Source organism: Bacillus sp. SIMBA_026, from assembly GCF_046535335.1.
Classification (GTDB): domain Bacteria; phylum Bacillota; class Bacilli; order Bacillales; family Bacillaceae; genus Bacillus; species Bacillus velezensis.
In genome coordinates this window covers 299,187-315,773 of sequence record NZ_JAWRWX010000002.1, presented here as the reverse complement: position 1 = coordinate 315,773, position 16,587 = coordinate 299,187, and the positions used below count along the sequence as shown (strand labels likewise).

The following is a 16,587-nucleotide window of genomic DNA, read 5'->3' as shown; positions in this document are numbered from 1 at the left end:
TCTTACAGCGGAAATGTGAGATAATAATAACCGTTTACATAATGACTAGAAAGGATGGTTCAACGTGGCAAAAAGCTTAAAAGATACTGTAAAGCTTCATAATGGCGTTGAAATGCCGTGGTTCGGCCTTGGCGTCTTCAAGGTGGAAAACGGAAGCGTAGCGGCGGATTCCGTCGAAGCGGCAATCAGAAACGGCTACCGCAGCATTGATACGGCGGCTATTTATAAAAATGAAGAGGGTGTCGGCGAAGGCATCAGAGCCGCGGGCGTTGCCAGAGAAGAGCTGTTCATCACGTCAAAAGTGTGGAATGAAGATCAAGGATACGAAACGACACTTGACGCGTTTGAGAAAAGCCTTGAGCGCCTCGGCCTCGATTACCTCGACCTTTACCTGATTCACTGGCCGGGCAAGGATAAATATAAAGACACATGGCGCGCTCTTGAAAAGCTGTACAAAGACGGCAAAATCCGCGCCATCGGCGTCAGCAACTTCCAAGTGCATCATTTAGAAGAACTGCTGAAAGATGCTGAAATCAAGCCGATGGTCAACCAGATTGAATTCCACCCGCGCCTGACTCAAAAAGAAGTAAGAGATTTCTGCAAAGCGCAGGGCATTCAAGTGGAAGCATGGTCTCCATTGATGCAGGGACAGCTCCTCGATAACGAAGTGCTGTCTCAAATTGCGGAAAAACATAACAAATCGGTTGCTCAAGTGATTTTGCGCTGGGATCTTCAAAACGAAGTCGTTACCATTCCGAAATCGATTAAAGAGCACCGCATCATAGAAAATGCCGATATTTTTGATTTCGAACTGTCACAGGAAGAAATGGAAAAGATCAGCGCATTGAACAAAGACGAGCGTGTCGGCCCGAATCCGGACGAGCTTCTGTTCTAAGAAAAAACAGCCCTTTACGGGGCTGTTTTTCTTTACATAAATGTCTGTGTCTGACGTTTTACGCTGAACCTGTATGCGGCTATTAATAACAGGGCGGCGGCGAAGGCTCCCAAAATGATGATGTTCAGCATCAGGCTTTGGAGCGTGCGGCCGTGCTGCAATTGATCGACCGTATCGAGCACCCAGCGCTGAGGCAGAAATTCGGCGATTGTCTGCACCGTTTTCGGCATAATATTGCCCGGAAAGAAGCAGCCGGCCAGCAAGCATGTCGGCACGACGATCAAATTCAAAAGCGCCGATGCCGAAGCGCTGCTGTTGGAAAAACCGACGGTAATAAAGGCGATCCCGATCGCGCTTAATGCAAACAGCATCATCAGGACGAACAGCTGCCACAGTGGGAATGACGGATGAATATGAAAAGCGGCGCCCATAAAGAGAACGGCGAATAGAATTTGGACGGCCATGATAATGATATTCACCGCCGCGTTTGCCAGTACATACTGCTTTGATGTGATCGGCGTTGACAGAAGTCTGTAGTACGTTCTGTTTTCCCGCTCTTTAATCATCAGTTCCGTCAGGTTGCCGGCGGAATAGAGCATAATGATAATGAGATACCCGATGACTGAGTAGGTCATTTCTTTATGGTTCGATGTATCTTGTAAAACAGCGGACTCCGTTTGAATGGGAGAATGCTTGAAATCGGCGTACATCGCCTGAAAGGCTTTCGCGTCTCCGCCGGAAGATTTGCCGATTGAGGCGGCGCTGTTCATATAATTGTACAAATAAGAGCTGATATATCCGGTGACCTGGGCGCCTTTCAGCGAAGTCATGCCGATGTGAGCCGGTTTCCCGTCTTTTACGCTTTGGGAGAAGCCTTTTTCAAACGTAATGAGCGCCTCCATTTTTCCTGAAGCGATCTTGGATGAGGCGGACGCAGCCGTTTCCTCCGAAATCTTCACATGATCCAGTCCTTTTAAAAACGTGACCGTATCCTGTGCCACTTCTCCGCCATCTTGATTGAGAATGCCGATATTGAGCGTTTCGGCTCCGCCGTTGGCATTGGTCATGAAGGAGAGGAAGACGCCGATCAGCGGAGCCCCGATATAAAGAATGAGCTGTTTTTTGCTTTTTGTAATCCCTTTGAGAGTGTGCGCAAACAGCCACCAGAAGTTTTTCATATTACAGTCCCTCCCGTCTTTGAAACGTAAATGCGGCGATCAGCAAAAAGAGTGCTGCCAATGCTGTATTTAAACCGAGTGCAGGCCATGCCGCTGATACATCATTTGCGTAAATGATGTTGTTAATAGCCTTATTGATCCAGGATAAGGGCGACAGGGCGGAAATTCCTCCGCCTTCATATTTGTAATAGGCGCCGCCGATAATGGACATCACCTGAACGATGATGACGGTGATTAATCTGGCGCTTTCGGGTTTTCTGGTCAAATAGCTCAGGCTGAGCCCGAAGCTGACGGCCAAAAGAATTTCAGAAACGAGAATCAAAAGCACAAGGCCCATGTGGCTGCCCCAATTCGCTTTTAAGATAAATTTGCTGAAGGCGACAACGGCAAGAATCGTCAGAACATTCACAGCCAAAATGCCGAGCATCTTTCCGAGAAAGATATCGCTTTTCCGGAGCGGGGCGGCGATCAGGCGATCTGCGGTGTGCCGTATTCTTTCCCCGCGGAATAAGCTGCTTGCAAAAATCGAGGCGTACAGCCCGATCATTGTCGTCATGGATATCGCGTAAAAATCTTTCGCTTTCGGTTCTTTCGTTTTGTGTAAAGACGTCTGCTTCATATAATCGCTTTTGATTTGTCCGGCGGAAGGCGTCTTATGCGCCTTGTAAGCGGCGGCGCCTGCTTTGTATTGATTGGTAAAAGCGGTCAGCATGCCTTGGACGATCGTGCCGTTTATGCCGCTCCGGTCATTTGTAAAGACTTGAAAACCGGTGTTTTTTACAGTGACGAAAGCATCCGCCTGATTTTCTCGAACCTCGTTTTTGCCTTTTGCCTCCGTGTCCGCTTTTTGAAAATAGACATGCTCTTTTTTGGCGGCTTTCATAAACTCAGTAAAATCATGAGAAAGAGGGCCGTTTGACTGGTCCGTATATACGACCTTGATGTTCCCGACCGTCACCTCTGAATCAAAGGCGTTTGATAATGCCGCAGTAAAAATCAGCATGAAGACGATCGGAAAAGCAAGCATGAAAATAAAAGTCCGTCTGTCGCGGAAACTGATTTTGATTTCTTTCCCGGCGATGTGCAGAATATTCATTTGCAATCCTCCTTTCAGTGAGGTCAGTCGCGCAGGCTTCTGCCTGTCAGCGTGAGAAATACCGTTTCTAAGTCAGGGGCCTGTTCCTGCAAGGAGCGGATTTCAATTCCTTTGTCCATGAAGTACCGGATCAGGCGGTTTAAATTGTTGACCCCTGTGTCAGAGCTGATTTTCACGCTGTTTTCTTCCAGTGCGGCGGCTCTGACGCCGGGCAGCTCCTGAATATCGCCGAGGCTGATGCCGTTTCCGGATGACAGCTCAATCACGACGTCCTTCGTGTCGGTAATGATGGAGGTCAGCTGTTCTTTTGTGCCTTCTGCGATGACTTTTCCGTGGTCGATGATGGCGATGCGCGTGCATATTTCTTCCACTTCCTCCATGTAGTGGCTCGTGTAGATGATCGTGCAGCCCATTTCATTCAGCTTTTTCACTGATTGCAGAATATAATTTCTTGATTGCGGGTCAATACCGACCGTCGGTTCATCCATGATGATCAGTTTCGGCCGGTGGGCAAGGGCGCAGGCGATATTGAGCCGGCGTTTCATTCCGCCGGAGAAATGCTTCGGCAAATATTTGTGTTTATCGCTCAAGCCGACGAATGTCAGGGCTTCCTCGACCCGTTCTTTCAGAGCCGCCCCTCTTAGGCCGTACAGCCCGGCGAAGAACTTCACATTTTCATAGGCGTTTAATTCTTCGTAAATCGCGAGGTCCTGAGGGACGATGCCGATATTCATTTTCGTTGCTTTGCTATATTTGAAAATATCTTTTCCGAGAAACAGAATGTCTCCGCCAGAAGGTTTTAAAAGACCTGAGATCATATTGATCGTCGTGCTTTTTCCGGCTCCGTTTGCGCCGAGAAACCCGAAAATCTCACCTTCTTTTACGGCAAGCGACATTTGGTCAACGGCGGTATAATCACCGAATTTCTTACTCAGCTGTTTGAGCTCCAAAATGTTCATGTTTCCACCTCTATGTCTTGTGATGTTCTTATTATAAAAAAAAGAATGAACGGCCGTTAGTGCAGCTGTTCATTCCTTTGACATGAGAATCTTCATATTTTTCACATGAAAACATTCACTTATTCAACCGGAAGCAATGTCGTGACGGAAAAACCGGCCGTGCCGTCAAAAATAACGGTTCCTTGCAGGACGGCCGCCCGTTCTTCCATACCGAGCATGCCGAGGCCTTTTTTAAAGCGGACGGCGCCGTTTCCGTTATCTTTCACTTCCGCTTTCACGGCTTTATTCAGCACATGGATATCAATGAAAATCTGCGTGGCATCGGCGTATTTCATTGCATTGGTCAAGGCTTCGGTTACGTTTTCCTGAATGACTCTCCAATGCATTTGCGTCAGCCTGTCCAAATCGCCTTGATGCGTAAACGGAACCGGCATCCCGTTTTTGGCCGAAAATTCATCAATAAACGTTCTTAATCTGTGAATGCCCATTTGTTCAGCGGGCGGTTTCATATTTTTCAGCGTAATGCGGATATCCTCTATGCCCTCTTTGGAAATGGTAATGGCGTTTTGGAGCAGTTCAGCCGCTTTGTCCGGATGGGAGCCGAGCATCCGTTTCGCCGCTTCCATCTGAATGAGCGCGCCTGTCATGGAATGGCCGATTTTGTCATGGATGGCTTGGGACAATCTGTTTCTTTCTTCGAGTTTGCCGGTATACTCCGATTGTTTGATATATTCTGTGCTGCTGTGCAGCTGTTTCGTCAGTTTTTCAATGCTTGAGCGCATGCTGTCTGACTGCTCTTCATATTTTTTCAGCCGGTCGCTGGACCGGGCGGCCAAAACGAATATCGCCAAGCAGAACAAGGTCATGACGATATAAGTCGGAAGGTCGCCGTACGGGATAAATAAAAACGGCAAAAACACGAGCAGGCAGAACACATAGCGGTGAACCGGATATTCGGCAAGAACGGCAAAAATGGCGGGCGGCAAAAGAAACAGAAACGCCGGGTGGCCTAAGGCGGAAAGCGAGGCGGTCAATGCCAGCGCCAGCAGGGTGATCCCGCGCCTCCAAGCGGGCGGCCTGATCATGCAGACCGCAATGCCCAAAGACAGATAAAGCAGCAGAAACAAGACGGCGTACGGTGTGTAAATGCGGTCTGCCGATACGAACAAAAAAGCCGTATAAAAAATGGCGATCAGTCTGCTCATCAGCATCCAAAAATCCATACCGTTCAACGCCCGTTATCCACCTTCCCGGTGATATAATAAATCGCGATCTGCGTTCTGTGCTCAAGCCCCGTTTTCCCTAAAATAGATGAAATATAATTGGCCGTCGTCCCTTCAGAAATGAAAAGCTGTTTTGAAATTTCCCTGTTCGAGAATCCTTTCGCAATAAGCGACATGATGCTGAGCTCTCTTTCAGTAAACTGGCTTTCATCAATCTGATGCGCGGCTTCCGCCGGCCGGGAAAGGCTGTCTTTTATTTTATCCAGTACGGTGTCCTGAAGAATGCTGTGCCCGTTGAAGACGCTTTTGATCGCATCGCGGATCCGTTCCGGTTCGGTATTTTTTAATAAATATCCTTTCGCGCCGTTTTTAATCGCTTCTAAAATATACTCATCGTCGTCAAATGTCGTCAGGATCATCGGCTTCGTATCCGTTTCCTCCGCGATCCGTTTTGCGGCTTCGACGCCGTTCATCACCGGCATGCGGACGTCCAACAAGGCGATATCGACGGGATTGTGTTTACAATACTCTGCCGCCTCGAATCCGTTTTCCAACGTTGCCGATACAGTAAATTCCTCATATGTATGCAAAATGATTTTCATTCCTTCTCTGATGAAAGAATTATCATCCGCGATAATGACATTAATCTTCATGGCCGCACCCTTTGTGTGTTTTTTGTTTCATTATATACCATCCGATTTTAAATCAAAAAGCCTCCCGGCGAAAGGTGCGCGGAAGGCGGAGCGGTCAAGCGGGTTTTTTCAATTGTATGAAAAACAGCATCAGAAAAGAAATGATCACAATACAGATCACCCACACCCAGGCGAGTGTTTCATTGCCGGAGTCCATCGCGACGTAAATCGCTGTCGGCAGCGTTTGGGTGACGCCGGGAATATTTCCCGCAAACATTAAAGTCGCCCCGAATTCACCTAGCGCCCTTGCAATACTGAGAATGCTTCCGGTCAAGAGGGAGGGAAAGGCAAGCGGGACGGAAATACGGGTGAACACCTGCCACCTGCCGGCTCCGTCTACTTTCGCCGCTCCCTCGATGTCGGCATCAACCGCGGCGAAGCCCGTTTTAGCGGACTGATACATAAGCGGGAAGGCGACAATGGCCGAAGCGATCACCGCGGCCGACCACGTGAAAATGACGGGCTGGTGAAAAATCCGCTCAATCGCCCGGCCGAAAAAGCTGTGTTTTCCGAAAATGATAATGAGAATGAACCCGACAACGGTAGGCGGAAGAACGAGCGGGAGCATAAACAGCGTCTCCACAGCCGTTTTTCCGGGAAATCGCGCTTTCGCCATCCAGGCGCCGGCAAGCGTTCCGAGAATGATGACGGCGAAGCCCGACGCCAAAGCCACCTGAAACGACAGTACGACTGGGGTGAAAAACTCCGAAGCCGTAATGTTACTTGGCAGTAAATCCATATTTCTTAAACACTTTCATCGCTTCATCCGACTGCAGATACTGATAAAACGCTTCTGCTTCTTTACGGTGCTTTGTATCCTTGACAATGCCGAGCGGATATACGATCGGATCGTGCGTTTTCGCCGGCGCTTCATCGGTGATTTTCACCTTTTTCGAAATCAGCGCGTCTGTTTTATAGACAAGCCCTGCATCGACATTTCCGGTTTCAACATAAGACAGCACCTGGCGCACGTCTTTTGCATAGACGACTTTATCTTTTACCTTGTCCCACAGGGATAATGCCGTCAATGATTGTTTGGCGTATTGTCCGGCCGGAACGGATTCAGGTGTGCCGAGCGCGATTTTTTCCGTGCTGTCTTTTTTCAGGTCATTCAGGTGTGTCAGGTGTGCGCTGTTTTTCTCAGGCACGATCATGACGAGATCATTTTTCAAAAGACCCGTGCTGTCCTTTTTATCGATATCTCCGTCATGAACGAGCTTTTCGAATTTATCTTCGGCTGCCGAGAAGAATAAATCAGCTCCCGCGCCTTGTGAAATTTGTTTTTGCAATGTGCCTGATGATCCGAAGTTGTCTTGAATGGTTACGTTTGAATGTGATTTTTCGTAGTTGGTCTGGATTTCTTCAAGTGCATCCTGAGCGCTGGCTGCCGCAGAAACGGTCAGCGTGACTTTTTCGTTTTGTCCGCCTTTGGACGATTGTCCGGATGAGCAGCCCGCAGTTGCGAGGAAAACGGCCATAGCCGTAGTTGTGAGTAGTGTCGCTTTCTTTTTCAACATTGTGCACCCCTTATAGCTAAATATCATTAGATCAAACTAATTATAACGCAATTGTACGTGATGGTGCGGTTTTTTTTCAATATCTGAACAGTTATAATAAAAACGGAGCGTGATAATATGACAGAAGCCACTTCCTATACAATAGAAGAAGTTGCGGGCCTTTTGAAGGTCTCCAAACTGACAGTATATGATTTGATAAAAAAAGAACTCATTCCGGCGTACAGGGTCGGAAGACAGATGAGGGTCGATGAAGAGGACTTAAAACAATATAAAGCAAACATGAGAATGTCAAAAAAGCCATCCGCAGCAGAAGCGCCTGACCCGTCCCGCGGGCGGGAGCCGGAAAAAAGGCAGTCCGTTATCATCAGCGGGCAGGATGTGTCGATGGACCTCCTCAGCAAACAGCTGGAACAAACAATACAGGCGGCTCCGCTCCGTAAGTACAGCGGCAGTTTGAACAGCCTGATCGAGATGTACCGCGGAGCTTGTGACATCGTCAGTCTGCATTTGTACGATGGGGAGACGGGGCAGTATAACATCCCGTATGTGAAGCGCATTCTTTCAGGGGAGCCGTTTGCGCTTTTTCATGTCGTGCTTCGTCAGGCCGGATTATATGTGAAAAAGGGCAATCCGCTGAACATTCAGGGCTTTCAGGACTTGAGCCGAAAGGATGTCCGTATCGTCAATCGCGAAAAAGGATCAGGCGCTAGGGTCCTGCTGGATGAACAGCTCAGATCATTCGGCATTACGCCGTCTGATGTCGCCGGCTACCATGACATTGTCACGGATCATCTGTCAGCGGCTTCACAAGTATCAAGCGGAAAGGCGGAAATCGGAGTCGGGTCGCAGCATGCGGCGCATATGGCAGGCACGGACTTTATCCCGGTGATCAGTGAACAGTACGATGTGGTCGTCTTAAAACAAAACCGGGAGCTTGTTCAAAGCGTGCAAGACATCCTCAATTCTGAGGAATTCAAGTCTCAGCTTTCTCAATTATCCGGATATGATACGAAAATGACCGGACGGCTCATATATGAAACATGAAAAATCCCTCCATATAACGGAGGGATTTTTTTATTGCTTATAAAACCGCAAAAGGTCGCCGTTTAATATTTTATCGGAAAGCATCAGCTCTTGTTCAGCTTTTTCTTTCTCATCGCTGCACGCGCTCATGTCAGAAAGCGGTTCGCCCGTTTTACGGCTGTAACACGTATTTTTCGTATAAATATGATCATCCGTGATAAAGCTGCCGTTTCTCAGCACTGCAAACGGGGTCCGCTCTCCGGAAAACAGATCATTGCCGAACTGAATGCTGCCTTTCGTTTCAATGCCGAGCAGGTGAAGCAGCGTCGGCCTTACATCAACCTGTCCCGCGGCGGAAGCAATCGTTTCCGGCTCACGGTCGGTCACCCCGGGAATATGAATGATAAACGGCACGCGCTGAAGCTGAACCGTATCAAACGGAGTGATTTCCTCTTTCCCTAAGAATTCGGCAAGTCCTTGATTATGGGCTTCGGATATACCGTAATGATCTCCCATCAGGACGATCATCGCGTTGTCATACAGTCCTTCTTTTTTCAGCTTCTTGAAAAAGTGTTTCAGGGCCTCATCTTCATAGCGGACCGTCGTCACATAGCGGTTTAATAAATCGCTGCTTGTGTCCGGTTCCTCAATGAGCTGATCCTGTTTTTCAATTTCAAAAGGAAAATGGTTGGTCAAAGTCAGCAGGCTCGCGTAAAACGGCTGCGGAAGCTTCTTTAATTTTTCCGCTGACTGTTCGAGAAATTCCTTATCCTTCAGGCCCCAGCCTGTTGAATTTTCCTGTGTCACCTTAAATTCATCCGCGTCGAAAAAACGGTCGATTCCGAATGCCCCGTACATCTCATCCCGGTTCCAAAAGGCTTTATGATTGGCATGCAGAACGGCTGAATAGTATTGACGGTCTTTTAACATATGGTACATCGTATTGTACCGGTGGCCGCTTTTTGTGAAAAAAACGGCGCCGCTTGAAGACGGATACAGCGAATTCGCAGTAATGAATTCTGAATCTGAGGTTTTTCCCTGTTCAGTCTGCTGATAAAAATGAGTGAAGTTATAACTTTTTTTCCGCAGTTTATTTAAAAACGGGGTAATCTCCCGCCCGTTGACCCGCTCATCCATTACAAAACGCTGTGTTGATTCGAGCGTAACAAAAATCACATTGCGCCCCTTTGCAAGCCCGAATTTTGCATCGGACGGCCTGCTGTAGTCGGCTTGAGTGTAATTTGCGACCGCCGCAAGGCTGTCTTCATCGGCAAACGCTTTAGCTCCTGCATTCAGCGTCTGCGAAATGGTGTCATACAAATGAAAGTGGAACAGGCCGATTCCTTTTACGAGCGCTTCACGATCAAAAGGGTGCTTGAACAGCTTCGGCTGCTCGGCCTCAGACAGTGCGAGGTTGCACAGCATGAGGCCGGCTGATGCCCACGCATACGCTTTAACGGTACGGTCGCCCGCTTTTCCTTTATCGGCTTTATGCCTTTTACCAAGGTAAAACAAAACCGCAATATCCAAAAATAAAGCGATGTAAAGCGGGTGAAACAGCTCTTGGACGCTGCTTCCCATATCACCCATATTGCTCGCCTGAAACAAAACCGGTATGGTGATAAAATCAATATAAAACCCGTAAAACACCGTATTCGCGATTAAAATTCCCGTCAGCATCACATTTGCCGCAAGCAGAAAGATCCGCTGTTTTTTTTCCGTCAGCAGCAGGGCGATGCCGAACAGCGGCACAATGAAGCTCAGCGGATTAATGAGAAGCAGACATTCCTCAAGAACCGAATTGTTCTGCAGATCAAAACCGAGCTTATAAACGGCATAGGTTTTCATCCACATGAACAGGATGGACAGGCATAAAAACCGATGATTGCTGAAAAAGGTTTTCTTCATATGTATGACTCCTCACCCTAAAAGCGAAAAGACGCTTTTTGTTTAAGAGATGCGGCCGTGAACCAGTTCGTATAAATAATAGCAGGATACAATCGTTAAGCCGGCCAGCACAAGCTGCTCCGAAAAGCTCCCCGTTCTCATATAAAGGGGAAGACGGAAGCGGATGGCGGACGGAAACAGCAGTTTAATGCCGTTGACGGTCCATGCGTCAAGCACAAGATGGCTCGCCATTCCGATCATCAGTCCGGCGGAAATGCTCGGATTCGGAATATAGGTTGCCGTAATGAAAAACATAATAAGCATAAACAGCAGGCTGTGTGTAAACGTTCTGTGGCCGAACACCGTGCTAACGATTTTGGACAGAACGGGCAGCGTCCTGCCGATTTTGCTTTTCGTATGGCATATGTCGGGAATCAGCGCCCCGAGGGCACCCGCTGAGGTCATAAGGACCGGATCATACCCGTAATAATACGCAATTGCGGAACAAGAAGCGATGCCTCCCATGATGTGTGTTTTTCCTGTCATTTTTCGCTTCTCCTTTTTATTTTTGCCAAAATCCCCTGAATTACAAATATATCAAGAGAATGCATGTTTGATCAACAAACTTTACCTGTTCCGCCAAAAGGAAGGAGACGCGGATTCCGCATATTCTGCCGCGGAAAAAGACACATTATAGGTGTACCTATATTTGATAAAGAGGTGATACAGATGGCTTTCTTTAACAAAGAAAAAGGAAAAAACAGCGATAAAAACAAAAATGTCATTCAAGGCGCGCTTGAAGACGCCGGTGCAGCTCTGAAAGACGATCCGCTTCAAGAAGCTGTTCAAAAGAAAAAAAACAACCGCTGACCATATAAGACGGGTAGGGCGAACGCTCTATCCGTTTTCCATCTAATTTTTCCCTTTGACAGATCTTTTTATCTCTGATAACCTCTGAGTAGAATTGAATGATAAAAATCCTCACTCTTTCTCGGTGAGGTAGAGGTTGCGCTTGATGATGAGTCGCACATGCCAGGCTGATAGGGGCCGCGAAACATGTGTTAAAGGCATCAGCGCCGAAGTGTAAAGAAAGCCGATCCTTCTTTATGCTGGGACTGTATCTGAATAAGTGCAGGACTGCCGCGTGCTTTTTCGCGGAGGGCTATCCGGAGATCAAGGGTGTGTGTGTTTCTTTAAGCATGGACTTTTGTTCAGGCTTTTTTTGCGTGTAAATATGGTCTCGGGGTCTGGTCCGTAGGAATGAACAACCAGGAGGTACAGGAATGGAACAGACGAAAAAATGGGGTTTTTGGTTATTAACGGCGTTTGTCGTAGGAAATATGGTAGGCTCGGGCATCTTTTCGCTTCCGAGTACGCTCGCAAAAATCGCGAGCCCGTTCGGCGCTACATCAGCATGGCTTTTAACGGGAGCCGGTGTGTTAATGATCGCGCTGGTCTTCGGCCACTTATCCATCCGTAAGCCTGAACTGACGGCGGGGCCGCAAAGCTATGCGCGTGCGCTGTTCAGCGATCGGAAAAAAGGGAATGCAGCGGGCTTCACGATGGTGTGGGGCTACTGGGTGGCGAGCTGGATCAGCAACGTGGCGATCATCACGAGCCTTGCCGGATATTTAACATCATTTTTCCCGATTTTAACGGATAAGCGTGAAATGTTTTCGATCGGCGGTCAGGCGGTTACGCTCGGCCAGCTGCTGACGTTTGCCGTATGTACGGTTTTATTATGGGGCACTCACACGATTCTCGTCACCAGCATTAACGGTGCGAGTAAATTAAATTTCGTCACGACGTTTTCAAAAGTATTAGGATTTATCTTCTTTATCATTGCAGGTTTATTTGTGTTTCAAACGTCGTTTTTCGATCATTTTTATTTTCCGGTTCAAACAGGTCCTCACACAGTTGAGGGAATCGGCGGACAGATCCACAATGCGGCGATTTCAACATTATGGGCGTTCGTCGGAATTGAATCGGCAGTCATCTTATCCGGGCGCGCCCGTTCGCAGCGCGACGTGAAACGCGCCACCATTACCGGATTATTGATCGCGCTCAGCATCTATATCATCGTAACATTGATTACGATGGGCGTGCTTCCGCATGGTAAGCTTGTCGGCTCGGAAAAACCGTTTGTTGACGTATTGTACGCGATCGTCGGCAATGCGGGAAGCGTCATCATGGCGATTCTGGCGATTTTGTGTCTGTTCGGAACGATGCTCGGCTGGATTCTTCTCGGCTCTGAAGTTCCGTATCAAGCGGCGAAATCAGGAGACTTTCCGGCTGCTTTTGCAAAAACGAATAAACAGGGAAGCCCGGTTGTGTCGTTAATCGTAACGAACGTGATGTCACAGATCTTTATCTTTTCAGTTATTTCCCGGACGATCAGTGACGCATTTACGTTTTTAACAACGGCGGCAACGCTCGCTTATCTGATTCCGTATCTCGTATCAGCGTTTTACAGCCTGAAGCTCATTTTTACGGGTGAAACGTATGACGAGATAAAGGGTTCAAGAGTAAGAGACGGTATCATCGCCATCCTTGCCTGCATTTATTCTTTTTACGTCATTATTACCGGAACGGCCGATTTAACGACCTTTATTCTCGGTATCGGGCTGTTCTTCGTCGGTTTGCTGTTATATCCTTTCGTCTCAAAGAAATTTGCAAACAACAGACAATCGGTATGACAAAAAGACATCTCACGTCTGTGAGATGTCTTTTTTATTTGCGGCGGCGGGTTACGTTTTGACGGCGTGTATATAATGAATGGTCTCGAATGCGGTTAAATGGTCAGTGCGTCCGCTGAAAAAACGGTCAAGTGTAAAGAATAATAAAAAGCCGCTGTGACAGCGGCTTCGGGGTTACTTCGTTAAGCTTTTTGTGATGTAGTCGAGCTGGCCTTCAAGTGAGATCGGGTCTGAGAAATAGAAGCCGATCGGATCAATGCGGTAGACATGGTTTTGTTTGACGGCATCGAGGTTCTTCCAGATTGAGCTGTCAAGCACGCCTTTGTCGTCACCGCCGGCCTGCCATGGCCCCATAAAGATGTAGTCTCCCGCGAAGTCAGGCAGTTTCTCGAGTGAAATGCTGGCGTAGCCCGGCCCTTGATTAATGGCTTTTTCCTGCGTCAGTTTTGTGGCCTTCAGCCCGAGTTTGTCATAAATGATGCTTCCGCCGCGGCCGAAGTCTTTACCGAATACATAGATGTCTTTTCCGTTTGTCTGCATGATGGAGATGGTTTTTGAGCCGACCGCTTTTTGAACCTTTGTTTTAGCGGCAGCGGTTTTCTTATCCCATTCAGCCAGCCATTTGTCTGCTTTATCTTCAGTGCCTGTCATTTTCGCAAACTCTTTGAATTGATCAATGTTGCTGAGCTTGTCATATTTAATGGCGATTGTCGGCGCGATTTTTTCCAGTTTTTCAATATCGGCGCCTTGTGTCGTCCAGACAACGATTAAATCCGGCTTTAAGTCAATGATTTTTTCAACGGACGTGCCGTCTCCGATGTTTGTCACACCTTTTGTTTTCCCTTTGTAATAAGGGTTTTTAAATACGTTTTGCGGCGCGCCGACAACATTGATGCCGAGCTGTTTAAAGTCGCCGTAGTAGCCGTCAGCCATGACGACGACCCGTTTCGGGTGCTTCGGAATTTTAATATTGCCGTTTTCGGCTTTATACGTGATGGTTTCTTCTTTTTCAGAAGAACCTTTCGTGTCTGAAGAATTGCCGCATGCGGCCAAAGCGGCAATGAGCAGCATGGCAATCAGCGCTGCGCCGATTTTCTTGTATGTATGGAACATCTGACATTCCTTCTTTCATAAAAATTAGTGATAAAGAGAATCATTATCAGTGTGATTATATCACTGCTTTCATAGAGAAGCACGCTCTTTTTTAAGAAAAACTTTCTTTTTTTATATGAAATTAGGTCTATTAAAAGAGAAGATAAAAGTGCTATACTGAAACAAGTCATTGATAATCATTATCATTACCATTCTTGTTTTGAGAAAGGAAGAACGAGTGTTGGGTCTATTGAAAAAGAAACAGACAATGACGGCTCAAGGGGCATCAGGGAGTGAAATCCAATGGACGGCGCGTTCATTCCGGGCGGCTGTGCTGCTGTGTGCCGGTATTGCGGTTTTATTGATCGGCGCGGCTCTGTCTGTTTCCATCGGAGCTGCCGATATTCATCTGCGGACGGTGTGGGATGCTCTCTTTCACTTTCAGCCGCAAAATACATCTCATCAAATCATACGCGATCTGAGGCTGCCGAGAACTGCCGCCGCCGCGCTCGTCGGGGCTTTTTTAGCTGTGTCCGGGGCGATTATGCAGGGGCTGACGCGGAACCCGCTTGCTGAGCCTTCCATTATGGGCGTGACGTCGGGGTCAGGATTTGCGATCGCATTGGCATTTGCTTTTTTTCCGGGGCTCTCTGCCGCTGGGCTTGTTTTGTGGTCCTTTGCGGGAGCGGGAATCGGAGCGCTTATTGTGTTTGGCATCGGCCTGTTTTCAAAAGGCGGTCTGACACCGGTGAAGCTCGCGCTGGCCGGTACGGCAGTCGGCTATTTCTTAACGGGGCTTTCAAGCGCGATTGCGATCCGTTTTGATGTCGCCCAGGATGTGAAGTTCTGGTACGCCGGAGGAGTCGCTTCCGTGAAATGGGAAGGCGTGCAGCTGCTGTTGGCGGCCGGTGTTATCGGACTTTTGCTGGCATTTCTGATTGCGCGCTCAGTGACGGTGCTGAGCTTGGGTGAGGAGCTGGCCAAAGGGCTCGGGCAGTACACATCGCTTGTGAAAGTAATCGGAATGTTTGTCGTTGTCCTCTTGACGGGGGCTTCAGTCTCAGTCGCCGGAGCCATTTCTTTTATCGGCTTGGTGATTCCGCATATCACCCGATTTTTAGTCGGGGTAGATTACAGGTGGATCATTCCCTGTTCGGCGGTATTCGGCGCCGTTCTATTAGTCTTCAGTGATATTGCCGCAAGACTCGTCAATGCGCCGTTTGAAACACCGGTCGGCGCTTTAACCGCCCTTATCGGCGTTCCCTTTTTCTTTTATTTGGCGCGCAGGGAAAGGAGAGGGCTGTAATGAATGTAAAATCGAAAAAACCGCTGGCGGTCATGGCCGTTACGTTTTTGCTCATATGCATCGTCTTTTTTATCAGTTTAAACATGGGTGTGATCCGGATTGCGCCTCTTGATACGCTGCGTGTCTTTTTCGGACAGGGGGATGCCCGGGATCAGCTCGTTTTATTTGAATTCAGACTGCCGCGCATGGTGCTGTCATTGCTGGTCGGCGCCGGAATCGCGGTTTCAGGCGCGATTTTTCAAAGCGTGTCTCAAAATGACTTGGCGGAGCCGGGCATTCTCGGTATTAACGCCGGGGCGTCTTTGGCGGTCGTTCTGTTTATCTTCTTTTTCCAAGGATCAGCTGTTGATTTAAGCATGGCCAGTACATGGCTGCTTCCGGTGAGCGCTTTGGCGGGGGCTTTTCTGGCTGCTCTGCTCATCTATGTGCTGGCTTGGAAAAAAGGCGTTTCACCTGTCCGGCTCGTTTTGGTCGGAATCGGCGTCAATGCGGGGTTTAATGCGCTTCTCTTGATTTTTCAGCTGAAAATGGACCCGCGGGATTTCATGCAGGCGCTTGTATGGATTTCCGGTTCGATTTGGAACGCCAATTGGAAAATGGTGCTGTCCATTTTGCCGTGGCTGCTGGTTCTTTTACCGTTCAGCCTCTATAAAGCCAGGTATTTAAATGTGCTCCAGCTCGGTGATCAGCTGGCGGCGGGGCTTGGCACCCGGGTTGAAAAGGAGCGGCGCGTTCTGCTGATGTCCGCCGTTGCCCTGACCGCGTCATGTGTTGCGGCAGCCGGCGGAATCGCTTTTCTCGGACTCATTGCGCCGCATTTGGCCAGAAGGCTTACCGGGCCGCGCCACCAGACGCTTATCCCGGTTTCGGCTTTAATCGGCGCATTTTTATTTCTGCTTGCCGATACGCTGGCGAGAAATGTGCTTGCACCGTCCGAAGTTCCCGTCGGCCTGGTGATTTCCGTGCTCGGAGCGCCGTATTTTGTATATTTGCTGATGAAAACGAAATAGAGGAAGGAGACTG

At 48.3% G+C, this 16,587-nt stretch carries 16 protein-coding genes, 1 pseudogene and 1 riboswitch; of the genes and pseudogenes, 6 read left to right on the top strand and 11 right to left on the bottom strand.

What is annotated here, in order from left to right; genetic code table 11:
- Positions 1–64 precede the first annotated feature (64 nt).
- Positions 65–895 carry an aldo/keto reductase gene (locus SB847_RS12360; RefSeq protein ID WP_007410023.1) on the top strand — a complete coding sequence of 277 codons (831 nt, stop codon included), beginning with the start codon at positions 65–67 and terminating at the stop codon, positions 893–895.
- 32 nt (positions 896–927) lie between these two features.
- Here SB847_RS12360 and SB847_RS12355 read toward each other — a convergent pair whose 3' ends face one another.
- The 7 genes from SB847_RS12355 to modA all read right to left on the bottom strand — a co-directional run bounded on the left by SB847_RS12355 (position 928) and on the right by modA (position 7,560).
- On the bottom strand, positions 928–2,073 hold the full coding sequence (locus SB847_RS12355) for an ABC transporter permease (RefSeq protein WP_045208878.1): 1,146 nt from the start codon (positions 2,071–2,073) through the stop codon (positions 928–930).
- 1 nt (position 2,074) lies between these two features.
- A complete protein-coding gene (locus tag SB847_RS12350; RefSeq protein ID WP_224181126.1) occupies positions 2,075–3,169 on the bottom strand; it encodes an ABC transporter permease in 1,095 nt (364 codons plus the stop codon).
- A 23-nt stretch (positions 3,170–3,192) separates the two neighbouring features.
- Entirely contained in the window at positions 3,193–4,128 is a 936-nt protein-coding gene (locus tag SB847_RS12345) for an ABC transporter ATP-binding protein (protein ID WP_007613736.1), read from the bottom strand.
- Between the two features lie 119 nt (positions 4,129–4,247).
- Entirely contained in the window at positions 4,248–5,351 is a 1,104-nt protein-coding gene (locus SB847_RS12340; protein ID WP_410578026.1) for a sensor histidine kinase, read from the bottom strand.
- Positions 5,352–5,356: 5 nt separating this feature from the next.
- The gene (locus SB847_RS12335) at positions 5,357–6,004 is read right to left on the bottom strand and encodes a response regulator transcription factor (protein ID WP_038459814.1); all 648 of its coding nucleotides are present in this window, start codon (positions 6,002–6,004) and stop codon (positions 5,357–5,359) included.
- 94 nt (positions 6,005–6,098) lie between these two features.
- Positions 6,099–6,782 carry a molybdate ABC transporter permease subunit gene (modB, locus tag SB847_RS12330; protein WP_032876534.1) on the bottom strand — a complete coding sequence of 228 codons (684 nt, stop codon included), beginning with the start codon at positions 6,780–6,782 and terminating at the stop codon, positions 6,099–6,101.
- Entirely contained in the window at positions 6,763–7,560 is a 798-nt protein-coding gene (modA, locus tag SB847_RS12325) for a molybdate ABC transporter substrate-binding protein (RefSeq protein WP_410577883.1), read from the bottom strand. The genes modB and modA overlap by 20 nt, the downstream gene beginning before the upstream one ends.
- Positions 7,561–7,677: 117 nt before the next feature.
- Between modA and SB847_RS12320 the strand changes: the two genes are divergently transcribed.
- Positions 7,678–8,604 carry a substrate-binding domain-containing protein gene (locus SB847_RS12320; protein WP_410577881.1) on the top strand — a complete coding sequence of 309 codons (927 nt, stop codon included), beginning with the start codon at positions 7,678–7,680 and terminating at the stop codon, positions 8,602–8,604.
- Positions 8,605–8,634: 30 nt separating this feature from the next.
- Here the strand turns inward: SB847_RS12320 and SB847_RS12315 are convergent, their stop codons facing one another.
- Positions 8,635–10,491 carry an LTA synthase family protein gene (locus SB847_RS12315; RefSeq protein ID WP_410577879.1) on the bottom strand — a complete coding sequence of 619 codons (1,857 nt, stop codon included), beginning with the start codon at positions 10,489–10,491 and terminating at the stop codon, positions 8,635–8,637.
- Between the two features lie 42 nt (positions 10,492–10,533).
- Positions 10,534–11,016: a metal-dependent hydrolase gene (locus SB847_RS12310; RefSeq protein WP_003151759.1), complete on the bottom strand. Its 483-nt coding sequence runs from the start codon at positions 11,014–11,016 to the stop codon at positions 10,534–10,536.
- A 183-nt stretch (positions 11,017–11,199) separates the two neighbouring features.
- Between SB847_RS12310 and sspJ the strand changes: the two genes are divergently transcribed.
- Positions 11,200–11,340: a small acid-soluble spore protein SspJ gene (gene sspJ / locus SB847_RS12305; RefSeq protein ID WP_007410034.1), complete on the top strand. Its 141-nt coding sequence runs from the start codon at positions 11,200–11,202 to the stop codon at positions 11,338–11,340.
- A 122-nt stretch (positions 11,341–11,462) separates the two neighbouring features.
- Positions 11,463–11,643, top strand: a riboswitch (Lysine riboswitch).
- 110 nt (positions 11,644–11,753) lie between these two features.
- Positions 11,754–13,166, top strand: a complete 1,413-nt coding sequence (locus tag SB847_RS12300) for an amino acid permease (protein WP_014418866.1) — start codon at positions 11,754–11,756, stop codon at positions 13,164–13,166.
- A 51-nt stretch (positions 13,167–13,217) separates the two neighbouring features.
- On the opposite strand, the pseudogene SB847_RS12295 reads toward SB847_RS12300, so the two are convergent.
- Together SB847_RS12295 and SB847_RS12290 are read right to left on the bottom strand one after the other, a co-directional pair.
- Positions 13,218–13,322 (bottom strand): annotated as a pseudogene (locus SB847_RS12295) (class I SAM-dependent methyltransferase); the annotation flags it as partial.
- 18 nt (positions 13,323–13,340) lie between these two features.
- A complete protein-coding gene (locus SB847_RS12290) occupies positions 13,341–14,279 on the bottom strand; it encodes an iron-hydroxamate ABC transporter substrate-binding protein (RefSeq protein WP_012118425.1) in 939 nt (312 codons plus the stop codon).
- A 247-nt stretch (positions 14,280–14,526) separates the two neighbouring features.
- Between SB847_RS12290 and SB847_RS12285 the strand changes: the two genes are divergently transcribed.
- Both SB847_RS12285 and SB847_RS12280 read left to right on the top strand, forming a co-directional pair.
- Positions 14,527–15,564 carry a FecCD family ABC transporter permease gene (locus SB847_RS12285; RefSeq protein ID WP_172401312.1) on the top strand — a complete coding sequence of 346 codons (1,038 nt, stop codon included), beginning with the start codon at positions 14,527–14,529 and terminating at the stop codon, positions 15,562–15,564.
- Positions 15,564–16,574, top strand: coding sequence for a FecCD family ABC transporter permease (locus SB847_RS12280; protein ID WP_410563467.1), 1,011 nt, complete (start codon positions 15,564–15,566; stop codon positions 16,572–16,574). Before SB847_RS12285 ends, SB847_RS12280 begins: the two co-directional genes overlap by 1 nt.
- The last annotated feature ends 13 nt before the right edge of the window (positions 16,575–16,587 follow it).